At 48.9% G+C, this 23,004-nt stretch carries 16 protein-coding genes; 6 read left to right on the forward strand and 10 right to left on the reverse strand.

The window, feature by feature from the left end; genetic code table 11:
- The coding region (locus BMW71_RS15840) for a transposase (RefSeq protein WP_143057645.1) at positions 1-270 on the forward strand (270 nt) is incomplete at its 5' end.
- Between the two features lie 193 nt (positions 271-463).
- On the opposite strand, the gene lpdA is transcribed toward BMW71_RS15840, so the two are convergent.
- From lpdA to BMW71_RS15875, 7 genes are all read right to left on the reverse strand, one after another.
- Positions 464-1,861 carry a dihydrolipoyl dehydrogenase gene (lpdA, locus tag BMW71_RS15845; RefSeq protein WP_092176162.1) on the reverse strand — a complete coding sequence of 466 codons (1,398 nt, stop codon included), beginning with the start codon at positions 1,859-1,861 and terminating at the stop codon, positions 464-466.
- Positions 1,862-1,921: 60 nt separating this feature from the next.
- Positions 1,922-3,481 carry a 2-oxoglutarate dehydrogenase complex dihydrolipoyllysine-residue succinyltransferase gene (gene odhB, locus BMW71_RS15850; RefSeq protein ID WP_092176164.1) on the reverse strand — a complete coding sequence of 520 codons (1,560 nt, stop codon included), beginning with the start codon at positions 3,479-3,481 and terminating at the stop codon, positions 1,922-1,924.
- 88 nt (positions 3,482-3,569) lie between these two features.
- A complete protein-coding gene (locus BMW71_RS15855; protein WP_092176167.1) occupies positions 3,570-6,362 on the reverse strand; it encodes a 2-oxoglutarate dehydrogenase E1 component in 2,793 nt (930 codons plus the stop codon).
- Positions 6,363-6,667: 305 nt separating this feature from the next.
- Positions 6,668-7,483, reverse strand: a complete 816-nt coding sequence (locus tag BMW71_RS15860) for a Rossmann-fold NAD(P)-binding domain-containing protein (protein ID WP_092176169.1) — start codon at positions 7,481-7,483, stop codon at positions 6,668-6,670.
- Between the two features lie 127 nt (positions 7,484-7,610).
- A complete protein-coding gene (locus BMW71_RS15865) occupies positions 7,611-8,237 on the reverse strand; it encodes a sterol desaturase family protein (protein WP_092176172.1) in 627 nt (208 codons plus the stop codon).
- Positions 8,238-8,398: 161 nt separating this feature from the next.
- Positions 8,399-9,541, reverse strand: coding sequence for an N-acetyl-alpha-D-glucosaminyl L-malate synthase BshA (bshA, locus tag BMW71_RS15870; RefSeq protein ID WP_092176175.1), 1,143 nt, complete (start codon positions 9,539-9,541; stop codon positions 8,399-8,401).
- Positions 9,542-9,605: 64 nt separating this feature from the next.
- The gene (locus tag BMW71_RS15875; RefSeq protein ID WP_092176177.1) at positions 9,606-12,575 is read right to left on the reverse strand and encodes a serine hydrolase domain-containing protein; all 2,970 of its coding nucleotides are present in this window, start codon (positions 12,573-12,575) and stop codon (positions 9,606-9,608) included.
- Between the two features lie 254 nt (positions 12,576-12,829).
- Between BMW71_RS15875 and BMW71_RS15880 the strand changes: the two genes are divergently transcribed.
- From BMW71_RS15880 to BMW71_RS15895, 4 genes are read left to right on the forward strand one after another with little or no spacing between them, the layout of a single operon-like run.
- Positions 12,830-13,246, forward strand: coding sequence for a hypothetical protein (locus tag BMW71_RS15880; RefSeq protein ID WP_092176836.1), 417 nt, complete (start codon positions 12,830-12,832; stop codon positions 13,244-13,246).
- Positions 13,243-15,090, forward strand: a complete 1,848-nt coding sequence (gene mutL / locus BMW71_RS15885; protein WP_092176180.1) for a DNA mismatch repair endonuclease MutL — start codon at positions 13,243-13,245, stop codon at positions 15,088-15,090. The genes BMW71_RS15880 and mutL overlap by 4 nt, the downstream gene beginning before the upstream one ends.
- A gap of 19 nt (positions 15,091-15,109) precedes the next feature.
- A complete protein-coding gene (locus tag BMW71_RS15890; protein WP_092176182.1) occupies positions 15,110-15,901 on the forward strand; it encodes a rhomboid family intramembrane serine protease in 792 nt (263 codons plus the stop codon).
- Positions 15,902-15,907: 6 nt separating this feature from the next.
- Positions 15,908-16,834: a rhomboid family intramembrane serine protease gene (locus BMW71_RS15895; RefSeq protein ID WP_092176185.1), complete on the forward strand. Its 927-nt coding sequence runs from the start codon at positions 15,908-15,910 to the stop codon at positions 16,832-16,834.
- 11 nt (positions 16,835-16,845) lie between these two features.
- On the opposite strand, the gene BMW71_RS15900 is transcribed toward BMW71_RS15895, so the two are convergent.
- From BMW71_RS15900 to BMW71_RS15910, 3 genes are all read right to left on the reverse strand, one after another.
- Positions 16,846-17,463, reverse strand: a complete 618-nt coding sequence (locus BMW71_RS15900) for a TetR/AcrR family transcriptional regulator (RefSeq protein WP_092176187.1) — start codon at positions 17,461-17,463, stop codon at positions 16,846-16,848.
- A 70-nt stretch (positions 17,464-17,533) separates the two neighbouring features.
- A complete protein-coding gene (gene rlmN / locus BMW71_RS15905; protein ID WP_092176190.1) occupies positions 17,534-18,583 on the reverse strand; it encodes a dual-specificity RNA methyltransferase RlmN in 1,050 nt (349 codons plus the stop codon).
- Between the two features lie 95 nt (positions 18,584-18,678).
- Entirely contained in the window at positions 18,679-20,031 is a 1,353-nt protein-coding gene (locus tag BMW71_RS15910; RefSeq protein ID WP_244891199.1) for a sulfatase, read from the reverse strand.
- Between the two features lie 308 nt (positions 20,032-20,339).
- Between BMW71_RS15910 and clpB the strand changes: the two genes are divergently transcribed.
- On the forward strand, positions 20,340-22,955 hold the full coding sequence (gene clpB, locus BMW71_RS15915; RefSeq protein WP_092176839.1) for an ATP-dependent chaperone ClpB: 2,616 nt from the start codon (positions 20,340-20,342) through the stop codon (positions 22,953-22,955).
- The last annotated feature ends 49 nt before the right edge of the window (positions 22,956-23,004 follow it).

Here is a 23,004-nt window from a genome sequence, read left to right on the forward strand (position 1 = left end):
TTGAGCACCTACTTTGACTATAGCCCATCCATTAGACGGCTGATCTATACCACAAACACGGTAGAAGGCTTTCACAGACAAGTGCGAAAGGTAACCAAGTCCAAAGGCGCCTTCACCTCTGATATGGCCTTAATGAAGCTCGTTTATCTGGTCACCAGGCGTATTGAGAAAAAGTGGGCCTCACCTTTGCAAAATTGGGGCTTGACTGTTCAGCAGTTGGCTATTAGATTTGAGGGAAGATTGGAACTGGATCTGAAGACAGAGTCCTAAAAAAATAGTGAATTTTCCCTTCGGGGGGCTAGCCCCCCGAAGGGAAGCCAGACAGAGTTGAGCTAACACTCCCATGCCACCGTGTATTTTTTACCATTTTTTTAGTATATCGATTTCCTGAACGATCATCACTTGCATAAAAAAAGGCCTTTGAGTAAATCAAAAGCCTTTTGAGTTGTTTTTCGTATTTGCCTTACATGTGCAAAGCCCGGTTATCGGTGGCTGCCAGACATGCTTCGCGAAATACCTCTGTGTAGGTCGGGTGTGCATGTGACATGCGGGCGATATCCTCTGCGGATGCGCGGTATTCCATGGCAACAACGGCTTCTGCTATCATATCGGCCGTTCGGGGTCCGATCATGTGCACCCCCAGGATTTCATCCGTTTCGGCATCTGCGAGTACTTTCACGAGGCCATCTACGTCTCCACTGGCCCGGGCTCTCCCGGAAGCCATAAATGGAAATTTGCCTGTCTTGTATTTCCTGCCGTTTTCTTTCAGTTGTTCTTCGGTATACCCTACCGAGGCCACTTCCGGCCAGGTATAGACCACACCGGGGATCAGTAGGTAGTTGATGTGGGGTTTCTGACCGGCGATTTGTTCGGCTACAAACACACCTTCCTCTTCTGCTTTATGGGCAAGCATGGCGCCTTTGACCACATCACCTATCGCATAGATAGACGGAGTGGAGGTTTTTAGGTGCTCGTCTACTTCGACCTGTCCCTTGTCGTTTACCTTTACTCCGGCAGCTTCGGCGTTCAGGCCTTCGGTATAAGGCTTTCTCCCGATGGAAACCAGGGCATAGTCACCCGTAAGGGATACCGTTTCCTCTTTTGGATTCAAAGCGGTTACGGTCACCTCTTTTCCCTTTCGTTCCACGCCGGTTACTTTGTGTTTGAGGTAAAACTCCATGCCTAATTTTTTCAACGATTTTTGGAGTTCTTTACCCATGGTTCGATCCATGGTGGGGATGATGCTGTCCAGGTATTCCACAACAGATACCTTAGCGCCCAGTCTGGCGTACACCGATCCGAGTTCCAGACCGATGACCCCGCCACCAATGATGATCAAATGCTTGGGGACTTCCTTCAGCTCCAACGCCTCGGTGGAGGTGATGATTCGTTCCTTATCCAATTTGATAAAGGGAAGGCTTCCCGGCTTGGATCCGGTAGCAATTAGGATGTGCTTGCCGGAAAGCTCCTCGGTTGTTTTATCCTTTTTGGTGACGATGACGGTGTTTTTGTCCTTGAATGAACCCAGGCCCTGAATCACGTCGATTTTGTTTTTTTTCATCAGGTATTGAATCCCATCTACATTTTGCTTGACTACGTCCCGTTTTCGTTGGATCATTTGCTTGAAATTGATCTTCAAATCTTTGAGGTCAATGCCATGGGCTTTAAAACTGTGGGCAGCATTGTGGTAATGCTCGGAGGAATCCAGCAAGGCTTTGGAAGGGATGCAGCCTACATTCAGGCAGGTACCCCCCAGGGTGTCGTATTTTTCGATGATGGCAGTTTTCAAGCCTAACTGAGCGGCCCGGATGGCGGCTACGTAGCCTCCGGGTCCCGAACCGATTACGATTAAATCATACATACGTGATCGTGGTTTAATGTCCCTACCCGTGCAATGCCCGGATAGAATGTGAAAAAAACGTTAAATACCCAGCAATAAGCGGGAAGGATCTTCCAGCAGCTCTTTGACGCGCACCAAAAAGCTCACCGACTCTCTGCCATCGATGATTCTATGGTCGTAGGAAAGCGCCAGGTACATCATGGGCAGAATTTTCACTTCCCCATTGACAGCCATTGGCCGTTCCACAATGTTGTGCATTCCCAGGATAGCGGCCTGAGGTGCATTGATGATAGGCGTAGACATCATGGAGCCAAAAATACCACCGTTCGTGAGGGTAAAGGTTCCACCCGTCATTTCATCGATGGTCAATTTGCCTTCCCGAGCCTTGATGGCCAGCCGCACCACTTCTTTTTCGATTTCTGCAAAGGAGAGTTGTTCGGCGTTGCGGATGACGGGTACCACCAGTCCCTTGGGTGAAGATACGGCGATCGATACGTCACAAAAGTCGTGGTAAACAATCTCGTTCCCGTCTATTTGCGCATTGACTGCCGGCCATTCCTGCAGGGCGATGCAAGCTGCTTTGGTAAAAAAGGACATAAAGCCCAGATTTACCTCGTACCGCTCCTTAAATTTATCCTTGTATTGCTTCCGCAAATCCATGATGGGCTTCATGTTTACCTCGTTGAAGGTGGTCAACATGGCCGTCTCATTTTTTACGGACACCAATCGCCTGGAAATGGTTTTTCGCAGGGAGGTCATTTTTTCTCTTCGGCTACCACGCGTACCGGTTTTTTGCGGCGCTTCCGGCTGTTCCGCCGGTTTGCTTTTGTCTGCGACGGCTGATTTGCTCGCGGCGGCTGCCGGCTTGGATTGTTCGGCTTTCAGCGCATCCTCCTTGGTGATACGGCCATCCTTGCCGGTGCCTGCTACTGCATTGGATGCGATACCTTTTTCGGCAAGGATTTTAGCTGCAGCCGGAGAGGCGTGTCCGGAAGCATAGGTTTCCTTACCACTATTTCCCTTCGCCGTATTTTCCGGGGCTTCGGCTGCTGAGGATGTCTCCGCTTCCCCGGATGGGGCACCATCCGTTTCTTCAATCTTACAAATCAATCCCCCAATTTCCAAGGTATCTCCCTCCTGTGCTACCTGTCTTAGGATACCGGAAGCCTCTGCGGGCAATTCGAAGGTTGCCTTGTCGGAGTCCACTTCGGCGATGATATCGTCTAGCGCTACGTAGTCTCCGTCCTCCTTAAGCCAGGTGGCCAGGGTCACCTCGGTGATCGATTCGCCAACGGTAGGAACGCGCATTTCTTTCACCTCACCGGTTTGCTTTGGGCTTGCGGACTTGGTTTCGGAAGGGGTCGATTTTTCTGCTTCCGGTTTGCCGGATGCGGCTTCTTCCTTTGCGTCCGGGTCAATTTCACAAATGACTGCGCCAATCTCCAGGCTATCGCCTTCTTCGGCTTTTGTGTGCAGGATTCCGGCTGCTTCTGCCGTTAGTTCGAAGGTGGCTTTGTCGGACTCCAGTTCACATAGGACCTCATCCATTTCAACAAAATCGCCATCATTTTTAAACCATTGACCTACGGTAACTTCGGTGATGGATTCGCCCACGGCAGGCACTTTGATTGTTATACTCATCGGTTAGTTGATTTTTACCGGATATCGCAGGGGTTCCGGTTAGCCTCTATCTCAATTTATGTTGTATACTGAAAATGAAAAAGGGAAATTAAGAATTAATTTTTAAAGCTTTTTCCAAAATTTGCTTTTGTTCTTCCAGGTGCACCTTGTGGTATCCGGTAGCTGGGGAAGCACTCGCCTTCCGGGCGATGACGTCCATGGGCAATTCTTTGAACAAGTTTCTGACGATAAACGCCCAATACCCCATGTTTTCGGGTTCCTCCTGAACCCAGACCGTCTCGGTGTTTTTACCGTAAGACTGAATGGCCTCGAGTAGCTGCTTTTTGGGCAGGGGGTGAAGTTGCTCCAGGCGTATGATGGCTACGTCCGTGACCTTTTCTTTTTCCCGCATCTCGATCAGATCGTAATAGACCTTTCCTGAACAAAGAACCACCCGCTTTACTTTTTTCGAATCCACCTCCTTGTCCAGCAGGATTTCACGGAAATTACCGCTGGTAAACTCCTCAATCGGGGACATCACTTTTGGATGCCGCAGCAGAGATTTTGGCGACATGACAATGCATGGTTTCCGGAAATTCCATGTCATCTGCCGGCGGAGCAAATGGAAGAAGTTGGCGGGCTCGGTGATATTTGCTACAATTACATTGTATTCCGCCGCCAGTTGTAAAAACCGCTCCGGCCGGGCATTGGAATGCTCGGGTCCCTGTCCTTCGTAGCCATGGGGCAAAAGCATAACCAGTCCGTTCATCTTTTGCCACTTGGATTCTCCGGAAGTGATGAATTGGTCGATCATGGTTTGTGCTCCGTTTGCAAAGTCTCCAAACTGCGCTTCCCAAACGGTGAGGGCATTGGGGTTGGCCATGGCGTAACCGTATTCAAATCCAAGCACCGCGTATTCCGACAAAAGGGAGTTGTAAATATAAAATTTTCCCTTGCTGTCCTTCAACTCCTTCAGGGAATTGTACGGCTTATTGGTAGAGGCATCGTGTACGACTGCATGCCGGTGCGAAAAGGTGCCGCGCTGGCAGTCTTGCCCCGTAATCCGTACCGTTTTTCCATCCAATAGCAGCGACCCGTAGGCCAATAGCTCTGCTGCCGCCCAGTTTAATGTCCTGGATTGGAAAAACATCTCCTTCCGCTGCTTTAGCTGAGCCTCAATTTGCTTGATCGGCTTGAATCCTTTGGGTAAAACGGTAAGCGCTTCCGCTACCTTTTCGATGGATTCGGAAGAGACAGACGTGTCCGGCGATTTGTCAAAGTCCTCCGGTTTGGCCCGCTCTAGTGCCTTCCATGCTTTTTCGAAAGGAGAAAAGGTGTAGGGAAGTGGTTTTTCCTTCACCATGTTCAGCCGGTCCTGAAGCAGCTGGCGAAACTCTTTGTCCATCTGTTTGGCCAGCTTCGCATCCACCTGTCCCCGCTCCAGCAAGATTTTGTTGTAAATTTCCCGGGGGTTGGGGTGCTTGGAAATGAGGTTATATAATTCTGGCTGCGTAAATTTCGGTTCGTCCGACTCGTTGTGGCCATGCCTGCGGTAACAGACCATGTCTACAAAGATATCCTTATTGAATTTTTGCCGGAATTCAACCGCAAGTCTGGCGGCATAAACGACCGCTTCCGGATCGTCTCCGTTTACATGTATTACTGGCGCATCGATGATTTTCGCTACATCGGTACAATAGATGGAACTTCGTGCATCGTCAAAATCGGTGGTAAAACCCACCTGATTGTTGATGACAAAATGAATGGTCCCTCCGGTATAATAGCCCTTAAGGTTGGCCATCTGGGTGACTTCGTAGACGATTCCCTGCCCGGCTACCGCCGCATCCCCGTGGATTAGGATCGGGATCATCTTGTCTTCATCGCCCTGGTAATGGTCGTCTATTTTTGCCCGCACAAATCCTTCGACCACCGGATTTACCGCTTCCAGGTGGGAGGGGTTGGGAGCCAATTTGAGGATCATTAACTTGCCGTTTTTGGCAGGAACTTCGGAAGAAAAGCCCATGTGGTATTTCACGTCTCCGTCTCCCATGGTCAGATCGGGTTTTGCCGTGCCCTCAAACTCGGAAAAAATCTGTTCGTAGGTTTTGCCCATGATGTTGGCAAGGACGTTGAGACGTCCCCGGTGCGCCATTCCGATCATTACTTCTTCCACGCCCAGGTCCGAAGCTTTGTTGATCAAGGCATCCAAAAAGGGAATGGTGCTTTCGCCCCCTTCAAGCGAAAATCGCTTTTGTCCCAGGTATTTGGTATGCAGGAAGTTTTCGAAAACAACGGCTTCGTTGAGCTTGGATAAAATGCGCTTCTTGTCCTCCAATGGAGGATTGAACTCCAGGGCTTCTTTTTCCACTTTGATCCGGAACCAATCCAACATTTCGGGATCGCGGATGTAGAGGTATTCAAAGCCCATGGCACCCTCGTAAATGGTTTTCAGGGATTCGATGATTTTGGATAACCGGGCATCTCCGATCCCGATTTCGTTTCCGGCCTGAAAGGTGGTGTCCAGGTCGTTTTTGTCCAGCCCGAAGTCTTCCAGGTCCAAAAGGGCCTTTCGGTCTCGCCGTTCCCGTACAGGGTTGGTCTTCGAGCGCAAGTGGGCGCGGGACCGATAGGCGTGAATCAGTGCCCGAACTTTAATTTCTTTGGGCAACTGCTCCATGTCCATGATGGTGCCCTTGGTTGCCAGGTTGCCGTTTACGGTCGTGCTGCTAGCAGCTTCGGCGCCGCCGTTTTCGTCTTCACCGTATTTGTTGATGGCGAATTCAAAGCCGTCGAAGAAGGCTTTCCAACTGCCATCAATGGATTCGGGATCCTTCCGGTAGTCCTCGTACAACTCGTCTATGTAGGCGACGTGGGCATTGGAGATGTAAGAATATTTATCCATAAGGTTGTGATGTTCAGACACCAAAATTAAGGTATTAAGTTATTTAATAAAAACCGCTTATGCGGGTTTACAAATATAATTGATTATCAGCCTTTTTATTTTTTAATCACCGTATAAAATACTGTTTTTTACAAAAACAAGACGGATTATTTCTATCATTCCAGTTTGATGAAACTAGATTCTGAAAAGCTCCCTGATTCGGATTGTCTTTTTTAGAAATTTTTTACAGATCTTTTGGCGCCCGCCCAAACTAGCTTGGTGACCCGGTAAAAACGCTGCATGGTAGCTGCCAAACTAGGGATTGGTTAGGTAGAATAGGTAAACGCCAAGGGGTCTGGAAAATGAAAGGAAAAACCAGTTTTTAACCATTTTTCGCAGGATATCTCCTTCCACATCTGCTGAGGGGGCTGTTCGTAACTCGCTGGCGGCGGGAAACCCATGTCCTGCGCATTCTTTTCAAAAACGGTTTTTTTGTCCGGATGCTCCGGACTAATGATGTTAAACGTTTCGTTCCAAAGGTTTTGCGCAATGATCCAGTGGATGGCACGAACGGCATCCGTTCGGTGAATGTAATTTACCGGGGGGTGTCCGGGTACGTTTTCCTTTCCGGAAAAATACCTTCCCGGAATCCGGTCGTCTCCCAGCAGCCCGCCAAACCGAACGACGGTGAGGTCATAGGCCTTGTTTTCCCATAAAAGCTGCTCGGCATTCCATAGGGCGGGATTTCCTGTAGTATCCGCGGATAAGAAGTCGGTTTCCCGGGCAAGTTGGTTTTTACTAGGGTAGACCGAAGTGGCGCTGACATAAATCACTTTTCCTATCTGGTGCTGCTCAATGGCCTCCCGAAGAAATTGAATCTGTTGGGGGTGATACTCGTCGGGGTGTCTGCGACGACCCGGGGGAATGTTAATGTATAAGATATCCGTTTCAAACAGTTGTGCCGGTACGGCGTGAACGGGCAGGGGATCTAACAGCAAGCGCTCTGCCCGGATACCCTGTCTTTCCAGGGTTTCCTTTTTTTCCAGGCTAGACGTGCTTCCCTTGACCGAATGGCCTTTTTGCTGTAGAAAAGAAGCTAGCGGAAGGCCCAGCCATCCTAATCCAATTATGCTAATGTGCATCCTTCGTACCGATAAAATGATTATTTTTTCTGGTATTCCTACCAGATACCTATCCGGAATTAGGATCCGGATAGGCAGGGGAATTATTTACTTCCAGCGTTTTCCGGGCTTACGGAAGTAGACCCGATTAATTTTTCTTGGGAGCGGTACCGAAAATATAATCCCAAAGTGGCGTGCTCACACCAAATGCCACATCCGGATCCTTGTAATGATGGATGGCATGATTCACCCAAAGGATTTTTAGAAAATTTTTGGGTGGCTGGTAGGCATGAACGGTGTAATGCACACCCAGGTACAAGGCATAGCCCAACAGGAATCCAGGTAGGAAAAACAGCGCCGATTCTCCCATGATAAAGTCGAATAAAAAATAGAGGATTACCGCATAGAGCCCGGAAATAAAAGGAGGCATGGCCAGTCGGTCTTTGTCTTTGGGATAGTCGTGGTGGACTCCATGTACGGAATACTGTAATTTATCCTTTATGTTTGTATCCGGTTCCATGTGGTAGAGGTACCGGTGCATGAGGTACTCCACAAAGGTAAAAACCAAAAATCCTCCGAGAAACAAGGCGACACCTTTCCAAAGGGATATCGGTGTCGACGAAATTCCAAAATATAGAGAATACGTGCCCACGCCCAGAAACATGGCGATAGGTATGCTGATGTGGGTCCTACTGAGTTTTTCCAAAACTGGGTTGGCAAACATTTTGGCAGAACCGCTATTATCCGGCCGATCCAATCTTCCAATTTTTTTCATTCGTCGTATAACTTTTGTATCAATACAATTTCCTCAATTTTAATGCCTAAGGTAGGAAATATTGGCTACAGTTAGTAAATTTTTTGTTTATTAAACCGTTTATTAAACGTCAAGTAATTCGGTCCTGTTTTGATTCCAACAAAAAAGAAACTTGATTTCTCTTATCCATTTTGTGGATGCAAACATTTTTCTATCGTTTTTAAATAAAAAGCTTCGTAAAGGGGTAATACGGCTGTTACGTCAAACATTTTGGCTCGGGCCAGGGCATTCTTTTTGAACCCAGGCAGGTTTTTGTCGTCGAGGATAAACAACGCTTTTTCTGTCATTTCTTCAATATTGCCTACTTCGCATAAAAAACCGGTTTCTCCATTGATATTTAACTCCGGTATGCCGCCCACGTTGCTGGTCAGCAAAGGGACTTCACAAGCCATGGCCTCTAGAGCGGCCAGGCCAAAACTTTCTTTTTCGGAGGGCATGAGGAATAAATCGGCTACCGAAAGCACTTCTTCTACCGCTTCCAATTTGCCCAGAAACCGAATGTCTTCGCAGGTTCCCAATTGCCGGCAAAGCCGCTCCATTTTATCCCGTTCCGGACCATCCCCTACAAGCAATAGCTTGGCAGGTATTGCCTTTCGCAGTTCAAAGAAAACACGAATGACATCGTCTACTCGCTTCACTTTGCGGAAATTCGACGTATGTACGAGAAGTTTTTCGTCATTTGGGCAAATGGCCCGTTTGAAATGCTCTTTCTTTTGTTTTTTGAAGCGGTTCAGGTCAATGAAATTGGGAATGACCTCTATGTGATTGTCCACATCGAAATGTAGCAGGGTATCTTTTTTCAGGTCCGCAGACACGGCGGTGACACCGTCCGACTCGTTGATGCTAAACGTTACAACCGGTTCGTAGCTTGGATCTTTACCCACCAGTGTAATATCGGTCCCGTGCAGGGTGGTGACAACGGGAATGGAAATTCCCTGCCTTTTGAGGATTTGTTTGGCCATGTATGCAGCGGATGCATGGGGAATCGCATAATGTACGTGCAATAAATCCAACTGCTCGTATTTGACCACATTGACCATCTTACTAGCAAGCGCCAATTCGTACGGTGCATGCTCAAAAAGCGGATAGCTTTTGATATCGACCTCGTGGTAAAAAAGATTTTCGCTAAAAAAATCCAGCCGGGTTGGTTGGCTGTAGGTGATAAAATGAATTTGATGGCCTTTAGCGGATAACGCTTTCCCCAGTTCAGTTGCCACCACGCCACTTCCACCAAAGGTGGGGTAACAGACGATCCCGATTTTCATTTTAATTGATTTTGTTGAAGGCTGCTTGCATGCCAAAGTAAACACGCCCGATGTGTCATTTTGTTCATTTTCCCGCTAAAAGGAACTCATTTTTTATGGATTGGTAGATAATATCTTGAATATCTGAACGAACGTTCTCCCGAAGAAGGCGGTTATTGCCGGCATCAGGATGTACCCGATTGGATAGAAATACATAAATCAATTGGTGCTCCGGGTCGGCCCAGGCTGCGGTACCGGTAAAGCCAGTATGTCCGTAGGTGCTCAGGGAAACCAGATTACCGGTAGGACCTTTGTCTTTTTCGGGATCGGGTTTGTCCCATCCCAGCGCCCTACGGCTGTGAAACGATTGTTTGCTGGTAAATCGATCGATTGTCTCCTGGTCCAGCAATTCCACCGCCCCGTATTTTCCTCCCTGAAGCATCATTTGCAAAAGTTTTGCCAGGTCGTTGGCCGTGCCAAAAAGTCCAGCATGTCCTGCCACACCACCAAATAGGGCAGCTCCCGGGTCGTGCACGTATCCATGAACCAGGGTTTTTCGAAAAATCCGGTCGTCTTCCGTAGGAGCAATCTCACCCGGTTTAAATTTTTCCAGGGGCAGGTAGCCAAACCGGTACATCCCAAGGGGATGGTAGAAATGTTGCTCCAGAAATTCGTTCATGGGTTGGTTTACCCGGGTCTCAATGAGCCGGTGCAAGAGGTACATGCCCACGTCGGAATAGCGGTAACTGTACCGGGTGCCTTTGGTACCCCGGTATCGAAGGTTGGATGCGATTGTCCACTTCCAGACGCTGTCCGGAAGAGCCCGGTGAGCATACACTCCGGCTGCCACAGGAAGCGTAAAAGGGTCCTGCTTTTCGTTGCTGTAATATCCCTCTTTCCACTCCGTGCCGTCCAGTGTGTTGGTAAAGTGGGGAATGTAGGGAACGAGGCCGGCTTCGTGTGTCAGAATGTTCCGTATTTGCAAAGGACCCTTGTTGCTGCCCGCCAATTCAGGGAGGTAGTCCTGCAGGGATTTATTCAAATCGAGAAATCCCCTGCTCTCCAAAAACATGATGGCCTGAGTGGTTGCCAGTACCTTGGTCAGGGAGGCCAGATCGTACATGGTTTTGTCGGTGACCTCCACGGCCCTGTTGTAGTCCAGGTGTCCGTAGGACTTCTCGTAAACGACCGCTCCGTTTTTAGCAATCAGTACTGTCCCGCCGGGAGTAGCCCGAGAAGCGATGGCTTTCTCCATCAGCTCGTCAATTTTCAGTAATTCCCTGCTGTCCATTTGTTGCGCTTCGGGGGTACTGTAGGCCAGCCGATGCAGCGGGGGTGTTTCGATGCCATGCCCTTGACTCCACGCTTGACCAATACTCACAGGTAGTGTACCCGTACCCGGCCGGCCGCCAAAAATAACCTGAGGTGCCAGGCTTTCTGTAAAGTCATTTTCCTCAAAGGCTAAAATCAGGTTTTTTTGTGCGGTAAAATTTCGGGCAGCGTAGGCGTTGCCAAAAACCACCGTGATGACCCTGTGGGAATCCTGCAAGCGCGTGATGAATTCGATTTCTTCTGTTTTTAATCCAAAGTTTCTGCGTGGATTATTGCTCATTCCCATCACCCCTACCACGATGGTGCTGTATTCTTTCAAATTTTCCTCGAGTGCGGCAAAATTATCCCGGTTGCTGTTTCCCCGAAGGGTGTAATGCGTGAATTCCGAATACTTGTCCAGGAAGTTCTTAAAGGTTTTTCCCCCGTTTCCCACGGTGATGGATGCCATTCGCTCCATGTCCAGGTGCCGTATGGGAATGGCTTCTTCTTCGTTGGTTACTACCGTAAGCGAGGAGGCATAGAGTTGTTCGATAAGAGCCTTTGTGCCGAAATTGCTCAATCGCTCCACCAGGCGATGGGTGTTGACCTGCTGCTTTTGGTGCAATCCTGCCCAGTATTTTGCGCGCAATATTTTGCGTACCCGGGAATCAATTTCCGCTTCACTTATTTTTCCATCGGCTACGGCTTGCTTAATCAAGGCTTTGGATTGGGGTACATCCTCCGCGTAGAGTAGTACGTCGTTTCCGGCGAGTAATGCCAATACATCCACTTCTCCGGGTTTGTACAAGTTACTGACACCTTTCATATTGAGTGCGTCGGTAAAGATGAGTCCCTGAAAATTCATGTCGTTTTTCAACAGGTCGGTGACTACCTTTGGAGACAGGGTGGTGGGTAATTTTTCTTCACTCCCCAGACTGGGGACGTGCAGGTGGGCCACCATGATGCTCATCAGGCCCTGGTTGATGAGTTCCCGGTACGGATACAGGTCGATGTCCATTATCCGCTCCCGACTGTTGTGAATCACGGGGGTGGTATAGTGGGAATCGGCATTGGTGTCCCCGTGGCCCGGAAAATGCTTGGCATTGGCCATAACGCCATGATCCTGCATTCCCTTCATGTAGGCCAGGGATTTTCTGCTTACCAGTTGCTTGCGTTCACCGAAGGAGCGGTACCCAATGACGGGGTTTTCCGGGTTGGAATTCACGTCTACCACCGGTGCAAAATTGATGTGCATGCCCATTTCTTTAAACTGCCGTGCAATTTCTTTCCCCATCTGATAAACCAGCTCGTCGTTTGCGGCTGCACCCAGGGTCATCTGTTTCGGAAATTGCAGGACGCTATCCAGCCGCATTCCGAGCCCCCATTCTGCATCCATGGCGATAAATAGAGGCGTTTTTGCCAGGGACTGGTAGTGGTTGGTGAGTGCTGCCTGCCGTACGGGGCCTCCCTGAAAAAAGATGAGTCCCCCCAGGTTTTGCTCTTCGATCAATCGGGAGATTTCCTCTTTGTGGGCAGGCCCTTGATTGGAATAAGCCGCTACCATAAACAATTGCCCTAGTCTTTCGTCGAAGGTCAGGGAATTAAAAACACTGTCTACCCAGGCTTGCTGCTTTACTATGTTTTCACCAAGCAGGGGGTCGGGGTTGCCAACGGGAGGGGATGCGGAAACCGGTCCGAAAAGGAAGAGAATACTAAAAAGTAATGCGTAAACTTTTTGACACATGGGTGTGTTAAAATTTTATTGGTACTAATTTAAGAATAACTTTGCAATCAACACCGTGCTGAATTGATCAAACATACGTATTTTCCGTTCGTCTACCTAGTTAAAAGTGATGAGCAGAAAATATCTTATTCAAAAAACAATAGTTGAATAAATTAGGTTTTTCGCCCGGCGCGGTTTTTTCACTTTCCGAAAGAAAAAGACGCCAGTTGGTGGCTTTTCTTTCCAAAGATTCTTGCAGTCAAATTTCTACGAACATGAAGTTTCCATCCATATTTAGGGTCAATCAACCAAGAAGGTTTCAAATCAATCCAAGACATTACGATCCGGTAAAAGAAGAGATTCATCAGCGTACGGAGAACATCAAGCGGGAACTCGAAGCCCGGGGTGTACTGGAGTCCGAAGACCGGGAGGAGCTGGATCGCCGCTACTCCCACGGCTCGAGTATTCGTGGGGCATTCACCAGTGGAAGCCCCATCAAAAAGCAGCCTTCTACGGTCATGCAAAGTGCCGGGATGATGCGTATGATAATTTTTGTCCTACTGGTGGCTGGTTTTGGCGGGTACCTGTATATCGGTCCGGATTTCTTTTATTACCTGCTGTACCTGGGAGCTGCCGTGGCATTGCTTGTGTCCTTATTTAAATTAAAACCCTCGAAAAAGAAAGCTACATGAATGACCTGATTCAGTTGTTGCCGGATGCCATCGCCAATCAGATAGCTGCTGGCGAAGTGGTGCAGCGTCCGGCTTCTGCGCTGAAGGAACTATTGGAAAACGCCATCGATGCCAAAGCCAGAAACATTTCGGTGGTGGTGAAGGAGGGGGGCAAATCGCTGATTCAGGTAGTGGATGATGGGATGGGCATGTCCATCACGGACGCACGCATGTGCTTCGAGCGCCATGCCACCTCGAAAATCCGAAAATCGGATGACTTATTTGCGATCCGGACGCATGGGTTTAGGGGCGAAGCCATGGCCTCTATCGCGGCTGTCGCTCAGGTAGAGATGAAGACCAAGCGTAGCCAGGACGAACTGGGAACAGTCATTGTGATTGAGGGATCCTCCGTGAAAAAGCAGGAGCCGGTCGTTTTTCGGGAAGGGACCTCGATTTCGGTAAAGAACCTGTTTTTCAACGTGCCGGCCCGCAGAAATTTTCTTAAATCCAATGCCGTAGAAACGCGTCACCTGGTGGAGGAGTTTCAGCGGGTGGCGCTAGCCTATCCGGAGGTGGCATTTACGTTTCACCAAAACGACATGGAGCTGTTCAACCTGGATTCCGGCAAACTCAGCAAACGAATACTCGGCATATTTGGCAAACAGTACCGAAATCAACTCATCGTGTGTCAGGAAGAATCGCCCCATATTTCCATCAAAGGATACATTGGGAAACCCGAGCAGGCGAAACGGACCCGGGGAGAACAATATTTTTTTGTCAATAACCGATTTATAAAAAGCAATTACCTGCACCATGCGGTCATGAATGCCTTCGAGGCGCTGATCGGTAGCGATCAACACCCGTTCTACGTGTTGTTTTTAACGATTGACCCCAAACACATTGATATCAACGTGCACCCCACCAAAACGGAGATCAAATTTGACGACGAGCGAACCATCTACGGGGTGGTTCGTTCGGCCGTGAAACAGGCCCTGGGGGCCCACCATGTGGTGCCCATGATCGATTTTAGCCAGGATGTCAACATTGCAGATACCTGGGAAAAGGACGAAGCCAAACGCCAGGAGCTTCGCAGCGAAAACGACTACCGTACCTATCGGGGGCCCAGCCTGCTAAACAAGGGGGTCAAAGGTTGGGAGCAATTGTTCCAACAAAACCCGGAAGACCAGGCCTTGCAGTTTGATCCCGACAAGGCACCACCGGAAGAAGAGCAGTTGCTTACTTTCCCTAGCAAAGCAAACCAACGGGAAGCTGTTCAGCCCCTACCCGGGCAAGGGCCGCTGGGATCGGGTAAAACCTTTCAGGTAGAACAGGCCTATATCGTAGCACAGACCTCCTCGGGCTTGTTGATTTTTGATCAGCAGGCGGCGCACCAGCGCATCCTGTACGAGCAGTACTTGCGGCAGTTGGAACAGTCCGGTGGGGCTTCGCAGCAATGCTTGTTTCCCCAAACCATCCACTTGAGCCCGGCGGACTTCGCATTGGTGATGGATTTGAAAGAGGAGTTAAATGATTTGGGCTTTCAACTGACGGCCTTTGGTCAGCATTCGATATTGATCAATGGGGTCCCTGCGGACGTGTCCATCGCCAGTGAAAAAGTTCTGGTGGAGGAACTGCTGGAGCAATTCAAACATTTCAAGCAGGAGCTTTCCCTGGGCAGAAAGGAAAATCTGGCAAGATCTTTGGCGAAAAAAACGTCTATCAAACGGGGAGATCCGTTGAAATACCAGGAAATGGAAAACCTGGCTGGTCAACTATTTGCCTGTCAAAACCCCAATTACAGTCCGGAGGGCATCAAAACCTTTGTTAAATTAGATTTGAATAAAATAGAGCAATTTTTCCATTGATGAATTAAAATCGTATCCTATGTTTAGAGCCCTTACCCCCATTGTGAAAAACTTGCTATTGATCACTGTGGGGATGCACGTAGTCGTATCTTTTTTTATGCCGCAGCTGAAAAATCTCTTTGCACTCTATTACGTGGAAAGCCGGTTTTTTATGCCGTTTCAGTTTGTCACCTACATGTTTATGCATGCTGACTTCTGGCATTTGTTCAGCAACATGTTTGGCCTGTTTATCTTCGGGCCGCTGCTGGAGCAGTTCATGGGGCCGAAAAAGATCCTAATCCTCTGGATGGTTTGCGGGATTGGGTCCGGGGTACTCTACTCGGGATACAATGCCTACAAAATGGGCAGCCTCAACGACCGGATCGAAGCTTTTACCGATAACCCCGATCCGGAATCCTTCAACCGGTTTGTGTCGGACAACCGGCATTTGTTCAATCCGGTTATCTATGAATTTGTGGACGAATACAGTCGAAATCCCGAAAGTCAGGAGCTGGAGTCCCGCGCCAAACGCACCATGTTGGATGTACGGGATCGGCAGGCGAATATTCCGATGGTGGGAGCTTCCGGAGCGTTGTTTGGGATTCTCATTGCCTTTGGTATGCTCTTTCCCAATACCCAGTTGTTTTTGCTGTTCCCTCCCATGCCGGTAAAAGCAAAATACCTTGTCTTGTTTTATGGACTATACACGGTTTATAATATATTTGTATCGAATCCCACAGATAATGTAGCTCATTTTGCGCACCTTGCCGGGTTGGCCATCGGTGCGGTATTGATTACCTATTGGAAGAAGGACAGAAGAAATTTCTATTAAAACATCATGTACGGAGGATTTTGGTATCATATCAGGCACGCCTTTGACCATAAAGACAATGGTCTCTATAAAATTATTGCCATCAATTTGATCGCATTTTTGGTCTTGATGGTGCTGCGGGTATTCCTTACCATTGGTGGTGCCGAAGAGCTTTACCGCTCCATTGTCTCCGTTTTTATGATGCCGGCCTCTCTGTCCAGGTTTGTGATACAACCCTGGACCCTACTTACTTACATGTTTTTTCACGAAGGCTTCTTTCATATCATATTTAACTTGTTGTTTTTGTATTGGTTTGGGCTTTTGGTTCAGGAATATCTGGGTAGCAGAAAGCTGGTAAACCTGTACATTCTGGGAGGAATCGCAGGCGGATTGCTATACATGGTGCTTTATAACATTGCCCCGTATTTTAGCGATCGGGTGGATGGAGCACTGATGCTTGGAGCCAGTGCCGGTGTATATGCCATCGTGGTAGCCGCCGCAACGCTTCGACCCGATACCCAGTTTCACCTGCTATTGCTCGGACCGGTAAAAATTAAATACATTGCCATTTTCTACGTCTTGATCGCGTTTGCCAATTCTGCGGGATCAAATGCAGGTGGGGAATTGGCACACCTGGGCGGAGCCGCTCTCGGGTACCTGTACATCTTACAACTCCAAAAGGGCGTTGATATGGGCAAGCCCGTTCAGGCAGTTGGCTTGTTTTTTGAGAAATTGTTCTCGCAAAAACCAAAAGTGAAGGTAACCTACCGACGGGGTAGCGATAACGTGAAAACCAAAGGTGGAACGGCACCCGTCAATTCGGGCAGCAGCGGCAGCAAAAGCACACAGGAAGAAATCGATCGAATTCTCGATAAGATTGCCGAAAAAGGCTACGATAACCTGAGCAAGGAAGAAAAACGTAAACTTTTTGATTTTAGTAACAAGGATGTTTGATCCGGGTTAGCTCACCGTTCGTAGCCCAATATTTTTTTGTATTGTCTAAGACCTTCGTCGGTCAAAAAAGGCAAGACCATGGAAAAAACGAGCTTGCTGTAATACTGGTGGTGAAATGAATCTTGCCCAAAAATCACCAGATTGTGAATGGGCCAGTAATCGGATAGCATAGTCATCTGATTGGCCAGGTTTTCAAAGCTACCCGTAAAGTTTTCTTTTTCAAATACATTTTCCTGACTCATCTTGTGAAAAAGGTGAATCAGTTGGGTCTTACGCAGGGAAATGAGTTCAAAATACCGATCTTTTACCGCCTCGTGCCGGTTGATGATGGTTCCCAGATCCAAAAAAAAGAAGCGGTACTTTTCCTGAATCCGGTAAGAAGCCAGGGTACTCGTATACAACTTTTCCAACGAACTGCCATTTTGGTCAATTTCTGCCGCGGCTGCATCCGATTCGTTGCACAGGCGGTAAAAGATCCGGACGATCAAATCGTCAAAATCTCGTACATCCCGGTATAAATCTGAAGGACGGATTTGCAATTGGTCTATCAAACGGTCCATATCTGTCCCTTGGTAGCCCTTTTCGTTCAAAACGGGTAGTGATTTTTCTATGATGGCAGGAAGGTCCATTTAATTTACTCTATTTCGTATTTCAAAGTTAAAAAAAAGTAATTCATATCCTAATTTTCCCGTTGTCTAATTACCACTCTATTTTATTCGCCAACTGCCCACAAGCAGCATCGATGTCCTGTCCTCGTGATTTTCGGACCTTGGCGATGATTCCGGATTCCTCCAATATCCGCAAATACAGGGCTACCTTATCGGGTGCGGCCTGTCGAAATTCCCCGTCATCAATCGGGTTGTATTGAATAATATTGACTTTTGAAGGGATTTTTTTGCAAAACCTGGCCAATGCCCTGGCATGCGTTTCGTCGTCATTGATCCCTTCCCAAATCACGTATTCAAAGGTCACTTTTCGTTTGGTTTTGGAATACCAATAGGCCAACGCATCGGCCAGTTCTTCGACGGTATTGCTCTCGTTGATGGGCATCAGACGCGTTCGGGTTTCGTTGATGGCCGAATGCAGGGAAAGTGCCAGATTAAATCGAACCCCGTCATCCGCCAGTTTTCGGATCATCTTCGCAATCCCCACTGTCGAAAGGGTAATCCGCCGGGGGGAAATTCCCAGGCCCTCGGGAGAACAGATTCGCTCAATGGCGGCTAGCACATTTTGGTAATTCAGCAGGGGCTCTCCCATTCCCATAAACACGATGTTGGTCAGGGGCCGGTCAAAATACATCCGGGCCTCTTCCTGAATGGCTACCACCTGATCGTAAATCTCATCCGGGTTTAGGTTGCGCATTCGTTTCAGCCGGGCTGTCGCACAGAAGTTGCAGTCCAGACTGCAGCCGACCTGGGAAGAGACACAGGCCGTAATTCGTTTGGAAGTAGGGATCAACACCGATTCCACGATTTGATTGTCAAACAACTTCACGGCATTTTTGATGGTCCCGTCGGTGCTGCGTTGAAGCTGATCGACCCGAATGTGGTTAATCGTGAAATTTTCCTTCAAGTGTTCCCGGGTGGCCTTCGATAAATTGGTCATGTCATCGAAGTTTTTGAGCGATTTGTTCCACAGCCATTCGTAGACCTGTTTGGCTCGGAATTTTTTTTCGCCCACCGTCTCAAAATACGTTTCCAAATCCGGAAGGCTTAATTTTCGAATGTCTTGTTTGTCGTGTTCCTGCATTTTTCTGCTTGTTTCGGGCCCGTAGTAAACAAAGCTTCGCGGTACCTTGGTTCCTGCCCAACTGCCGTTCTGCCCAACTATTTTGCCAGGGGCAATTACCGGCGTTGCGGAAGGAGGGCTCCCGTTTCCTTCAGTTTTTGCATGAGTATGTTTTCGAGCGAGGCCGCCTTTTCGGGATGGCTTGCTGCCAGGTTTTCGGTTTCTCCCGGGTCGTTGTCCAGGTTATACAGTTCACTGAGCCCTGTTTCGTAAAAATGGATCAATTTCCAGTGGTCTATCCGAATGGCGGAACCGGGTTTCCAGGCACTGCCATGGTAATGGGGGTAATGCCAAAACAGTTCCTCCCGCTCAATTTGCCCGTTTTCGAGGATCAATGGACTCAAGTCCTTCCCATCGCCGGCATCGTGCGGGATTTGGGCCAGGCTAAGGAGGGTGGGAAATACGTCCATGCTAACCACCGGAGTCTCCGATACACTACCCTGCCGGGAAATACCCGGCCCCTGAACAATGAAGGGCACCCGGATACCCCCTTCGTAGCACCAACCTTTGCCCGCCCGAAGCGGGCCGTTTGCCGTGGGAGCACCTTCCGTAAACAAGGTAGACAGGCCTCCATTATCGCTGGTGAACACGACCCATGTGTTATCCGAAAGCCCTGCATCTTCCAAGGCCTGAAGCAGCCTGCCTACATTTTCGTCCATGGCGGAAACCATCGATGCATAGGCCGCATTGTCCTGAATGAGTTTGGTTTGGCCCGTTCCTTCCGGCCGATACGCCTGCTGCCCGGGTTTGGTTTCCAGATTTTCTTTTTTGCGAAGGAAGTAATCGTGTTTGGTTGGCGCAGCCTGTATGGGGGTATGCACCGTGTAAAAGGCCAGGTACAGGAAAAATGGCTCTTCGCCTCGTTGCTGAATAAATCGAATGCTCTCCGACGTAAGTCGTTCCGTGAGGTATTCCCCTTCCGGCCCGTCTTCCAGTCGGGGGTTTCCATAGGGGGAGTAGTACCCGTTTGCCTGTCCTTGTTTTAATTGCGGCGCCCCCACACTCCAGCCACCGATGTTTCGGTCAAATCCCTGGTATTCGGGCCAGTAGCGGGGTTCTTCTCCGAGGTGCCATTTCCCTACAAAGAAGGTTTGGTAGCCGTTTTCCTTAAATTTCTCTGCGAGCGTGGTTTCTTCCAGCGGCAGTTCATGGCTAATTTCCGGAGTGGCTAGCGGCCAATTTTCTTTATCCCGATTAAAGCCCGGAATCCAATCTGTAATCTGCACCCGGTTGGGATGCTTTCCCGTCATCAGGGCTGCCCGCGTTGGGCTGCATACCGGATGGGCGGAATAGGCCTGAGAAAACCGCAGGCCATTTGCAGCCATACCGTCGATGTTCGGTGTCTCGTAAAAGGTCTCCGGATGGTTGGCCCCGATATCGGCCCAACCCAAATCGTCTACCAAAATCACGATGACGTTTGGTTTAGGCGCCTCTTTTTCCACACAGGAAAAAAAACAACCTAGGAAAAATAAAGTAAGCGGGAGTTTCATGGGACCAAGACAGGCTGATTGTACCCGGCAAAGATAGGCAAATGCACGAATACATCCGATCGGTGCCCTTGGATTTCCATACAGGAAGTAGCAAGCGCCTGCCAAAAAGTCCGAAAAAGGAATCAATCTTGTTCGAAATCGGACATTTTTTCCGAGAAATTAGATTGGTTGCATATTTGATTCTAGCTGTGAAAGAAGAAAAGAAAGCAACCATAACCCGGAACACCATGGATTTCAAACAATTCACCATCAAGTCTCAGGAAGCCATACAGAAGGCACTGGAGCTGTGCACAGCCGGGCAGCAACAATTGATAGAACCTGCCCATTTGCTCAAGGGAATCATTCAAGAAGATAGCAACGTCACCGATTTTCTATTTAAAAAATTGGGAGTCAACAGTGGATTGGTTGTGCAGAAGTTGGACGAACTGATCGGGCAGCTGCCCAAGGTCAGCGGACAGCAACCTTACCTGTCCAATGCCACCAATCAGGTGCTGGAAAAAGCAAAAGGATACCTAAAAACCTTTGGAGACGAATACGTAGCGGTGGAGCATCTGGTATTGGGGGTGTTGGCCGGTACGGATAAAACGGCCCAACTCTTAAAGGATCAGGGACTGAATGAGAAAAATCTCATTGAAGCCATCAAGGAACTACGAAAAGGAAATAAAGTGACAGATCAGAACGCAGAATCAAAGTACAGGTCGCTGGAGAGGTACTCCAAAAACCTGAACGAACTTGCCAAAAAAGGCAAAATTGACCCGGTGATCGGCCGGGATGAGGAGATTAGACGGGTGCTGCAAATACTGGCCCGCCGGACCAAAAACAACCCTATCCTTCTGGGAGAACCGGGTGTAGGTAAAACCGCCATTGTGGAAGGGCTGGCTCAACGGATTGTGAGCGGGGATGTGCCGGAAAACCTCAAGAGTAAAATCCTTATTTCCCTGGACATGGGATTGCTCGTAGCGGGCGCCAAGTACAAGGGAGAGTTTGAAGAACGCCTAAAGGCTGTTATCAAGGAAGTGACCGATTCGGAAGGGGAAATCATCTTGTTTATTGATGAGATTCACACGCTAATCGGAGCAGGTGGGGGCGGAGAAGGGGCCATGGATGCAGCAAACCTGCTGAAACCGGCATTGGCCAGGGGTGAATTGCACGCCATCGGGGCGACCACCCTTAAAGAGTATCAAAAATACATCGAAAAGGACAAAGCCCTGGAGCGTCGGTTTCAGCAAGTCATCGTCGATGAACCGGATGCTATGGATGCCATCTCCATTTTACGGGGAATCAAAGACAAGTACGAACTGCATCACGGAGTGCGGGTAAAAGACGATGCCGTGATTGCGGCAGTAGAACTTTCGCAGCGGTACATTTCCGATCGGTACCTTCCGGACAAGGCCATTGACCTGATGGACGAAGCCGCCGCCAAATTGCGTATGGAAATTGATTCCCTGCCTCAGGAGTTGGACGAGCTTAATCGCCGCATCATGCAGTTGGAAATCGAGCGGGAAGCCATCCGACGTGAAAAAAACAAGGACAAGGAGGCCGTGCTAAGCAAGGAACTGGCAGAACTTTCGGAAAAGAGACAAGGTATCAAGGCCAAGTGGGAAAGCGAAAAAGCGGTCATTCAGGGCATACAGCGGGAGAAGGAAAATATCGATAAATTCAAACTGGAAGCCGAACAAGCGGAGCGAGCCGGTGATTTTGGAAAGGTTGCGGAAATTCGCTACGGAAAAATCGGAGAAAGCGAGAAGAAGCTGCAGTCCTTTCAGCAGCAGCTAAAGGAAATGCAGGAAGGATCGCCCCTGCTGAAGGAGGAGGTAGACCACGAAGACATTGCGGCGGTGGTCAGTAAATGGACCGGGATTCCGCTATCCAAAATGATCCAAAGCGAGCGCGAAAAGCTGCTTCACCTGGAAGAGGAGTTGGGCAAGCGCGTGGCCGGACAGCGGGAAGCAATCGTGGCCCTTTCGGATGCCGTTCGACGTAGCCGTGCAGGCTTGCAGGATCCCAAGCGTCCGATCGGTTCCTTTATTTTCCTGGGCACCACCGGTGTAGGGAAAACCGAATTAGCGAAAGCGCTGGCCGAATACCTGTTTAGCGATGAAAATGCCATGGTCCGCATCGATATGTCGGAATACCAGGAACGACACGCCGTGAGTCGCCTGGTGGGAGCGCCTCCCGGTTACGTCGGTTACGACGAGGGAGGACAGCTGACCGAAGCGGTACGCCGAAAGCCTTACTCCGTGGTATTACTAGACGAGATCGAGAAGGCCCATCCGGATGTATTCAATATCCTGCTGCAGGTACTGGATGATGGCAGGCTGACGGACAACAAAGGCAGGGTGGCCAATTTCAAAAATACGATTATCATCATGACTACCAATATTGGGTCCACCTTGATACAAGAGCGCTTTGAAAACATGGATGCCTGGAACAAGGAACAGGTGATGGAAGAAACCAAAGAAGAAGTGTTTGGCTTGCTGAAAAAATCGGTTCGCCCGGAGTTTCTGAACCGAATCGATGAAACCATCATGTTTGAACCCCTTAACCGGGAAATCCTGCGAAAAATTGTGGATATCCAATGGAAAGAAGTACAAAAACGACTGGCGGAAGCTGGAATCGAATTGGAAGCCACACGGGAAGTGCTGGACTACCTGGGCGAGGTAGGTTTTGATCCCCAATACGGGGCGCGGCCACTAAAGCGAACCATGCAACGCCTGGTTTTAAACGAGCTTTCCAAGCAGATTCTAAGTGGTTACATCAAAAACGATAGCGCCGTGTTGGTGGACCTGGATGCAGACAGGCAGGTGTATTTCAAAAATATGGATGAAGTAGGTGTAGAGTAATATGCGGCCCATGTGGCCGGGATAGAAACAGCAAGCAGCTGGCCAAAGA

This window comes from Cyclobacterium xiamenense, assembly GCF_900109255.1.
Classification (GTDB): domain Bacteria; phylum Bacteroidota; class Bacteroidia; order Cytophagales; family Cyclobacteriaceae; genus Cyclobacterium; species Cyclobacterium xiamenense.

Coding starts and splice junctions, on each gene's coding strand:
- lpdA (WP_092176162.1), bottom strand. CDS start 1,861: ATGTATGATTTAATCGTAATCGGTTCGGGACCCGGAGGCTACGTAGCC.
- odhB (WP_092176164.1), bottom strand. CDS start 3,481: ATGAGTATAACAATCAAAGTGCCTGCCGTGGGCGAATCCATCACCGAA.
- BMW71_RS15855 (WP_092176167.1), bottom strand. CDS start 6,362: ATGGATAAATATTCTTACATCTCCAATGCCCACGTCGCCTACATAGAC.
- BMW71_RS15860 (WP_092176169.1), bottom strand. CDS start 7,483: ATGCACATTAGCATAATTGGATTAGGATGGCTGGGCCTTCCGCTAGCT.
- BMW71_RS15865 (WP_092176172.1), bottom strand. CDS start 8,237: ATGAAAAAAATTGGAAGATTGGATCGGCCGGATAATAGCGGTTCTGCC.
- bshA (WP_092176175.1), bottom strand. CDS start 9,541: ATGAAAATCGGGATCGTCTGTTACCCCACCTTTGGTGGAAGTGGCGTG.
- BMW71_RS15875 (WP_092176177.1), bottom strand. CDS start 12,575: ATGTGTCAAAAAGTTTACGCATTACTTTTTAGTATTCTCTTCCTTTTC.
- BMW71_RS15880 (WP_092176836.1), top strand. CDS start 12,830: ATGAAGTTTCCATCCATATTTAGGGTCAATCAACCAAGAAGGTTTCAA.
- mutL (WP_092176180.1), top strand. CDS start 13,243: ATGAATGACCTGATTCAGTTGTTGCCGGATGCCATCGCCAATCAGATA.
- BMW71_RS15890 (WP_092176182.1), top strand. CDS start 15,110: ATGTTTAGAGCCCTTACCCCCATTGTGAAAAACTTGCTATTGATCACT.
- BMW71_RS15895 (WP_092176185.1), top strand. CDS start 15,908: ATGTACGGAGGATTTTGGTATCATATCAGGCACGCCTTTGACCATAAA.
- BMW71_RS15900 (WP_092176187.1), bottom strand. CDS start 17,463: ATGGACCTTCCTGCCATCATAGAAAAATCACTACCCGTTTTGAACGAA.
- rlmN (WP_092176190.1), bottom strand. CDS start 18,583: ATGCAGGAACACGACAAACAAGACATTCGAAAATTAAGCCTTCCGGAT.
- clpB (WP_092176839.1), top strand. CDS start 20,340: ATGGATTTCAAACAATTCACCATCAAGTCTCAGGAAGCCATACAGAAG.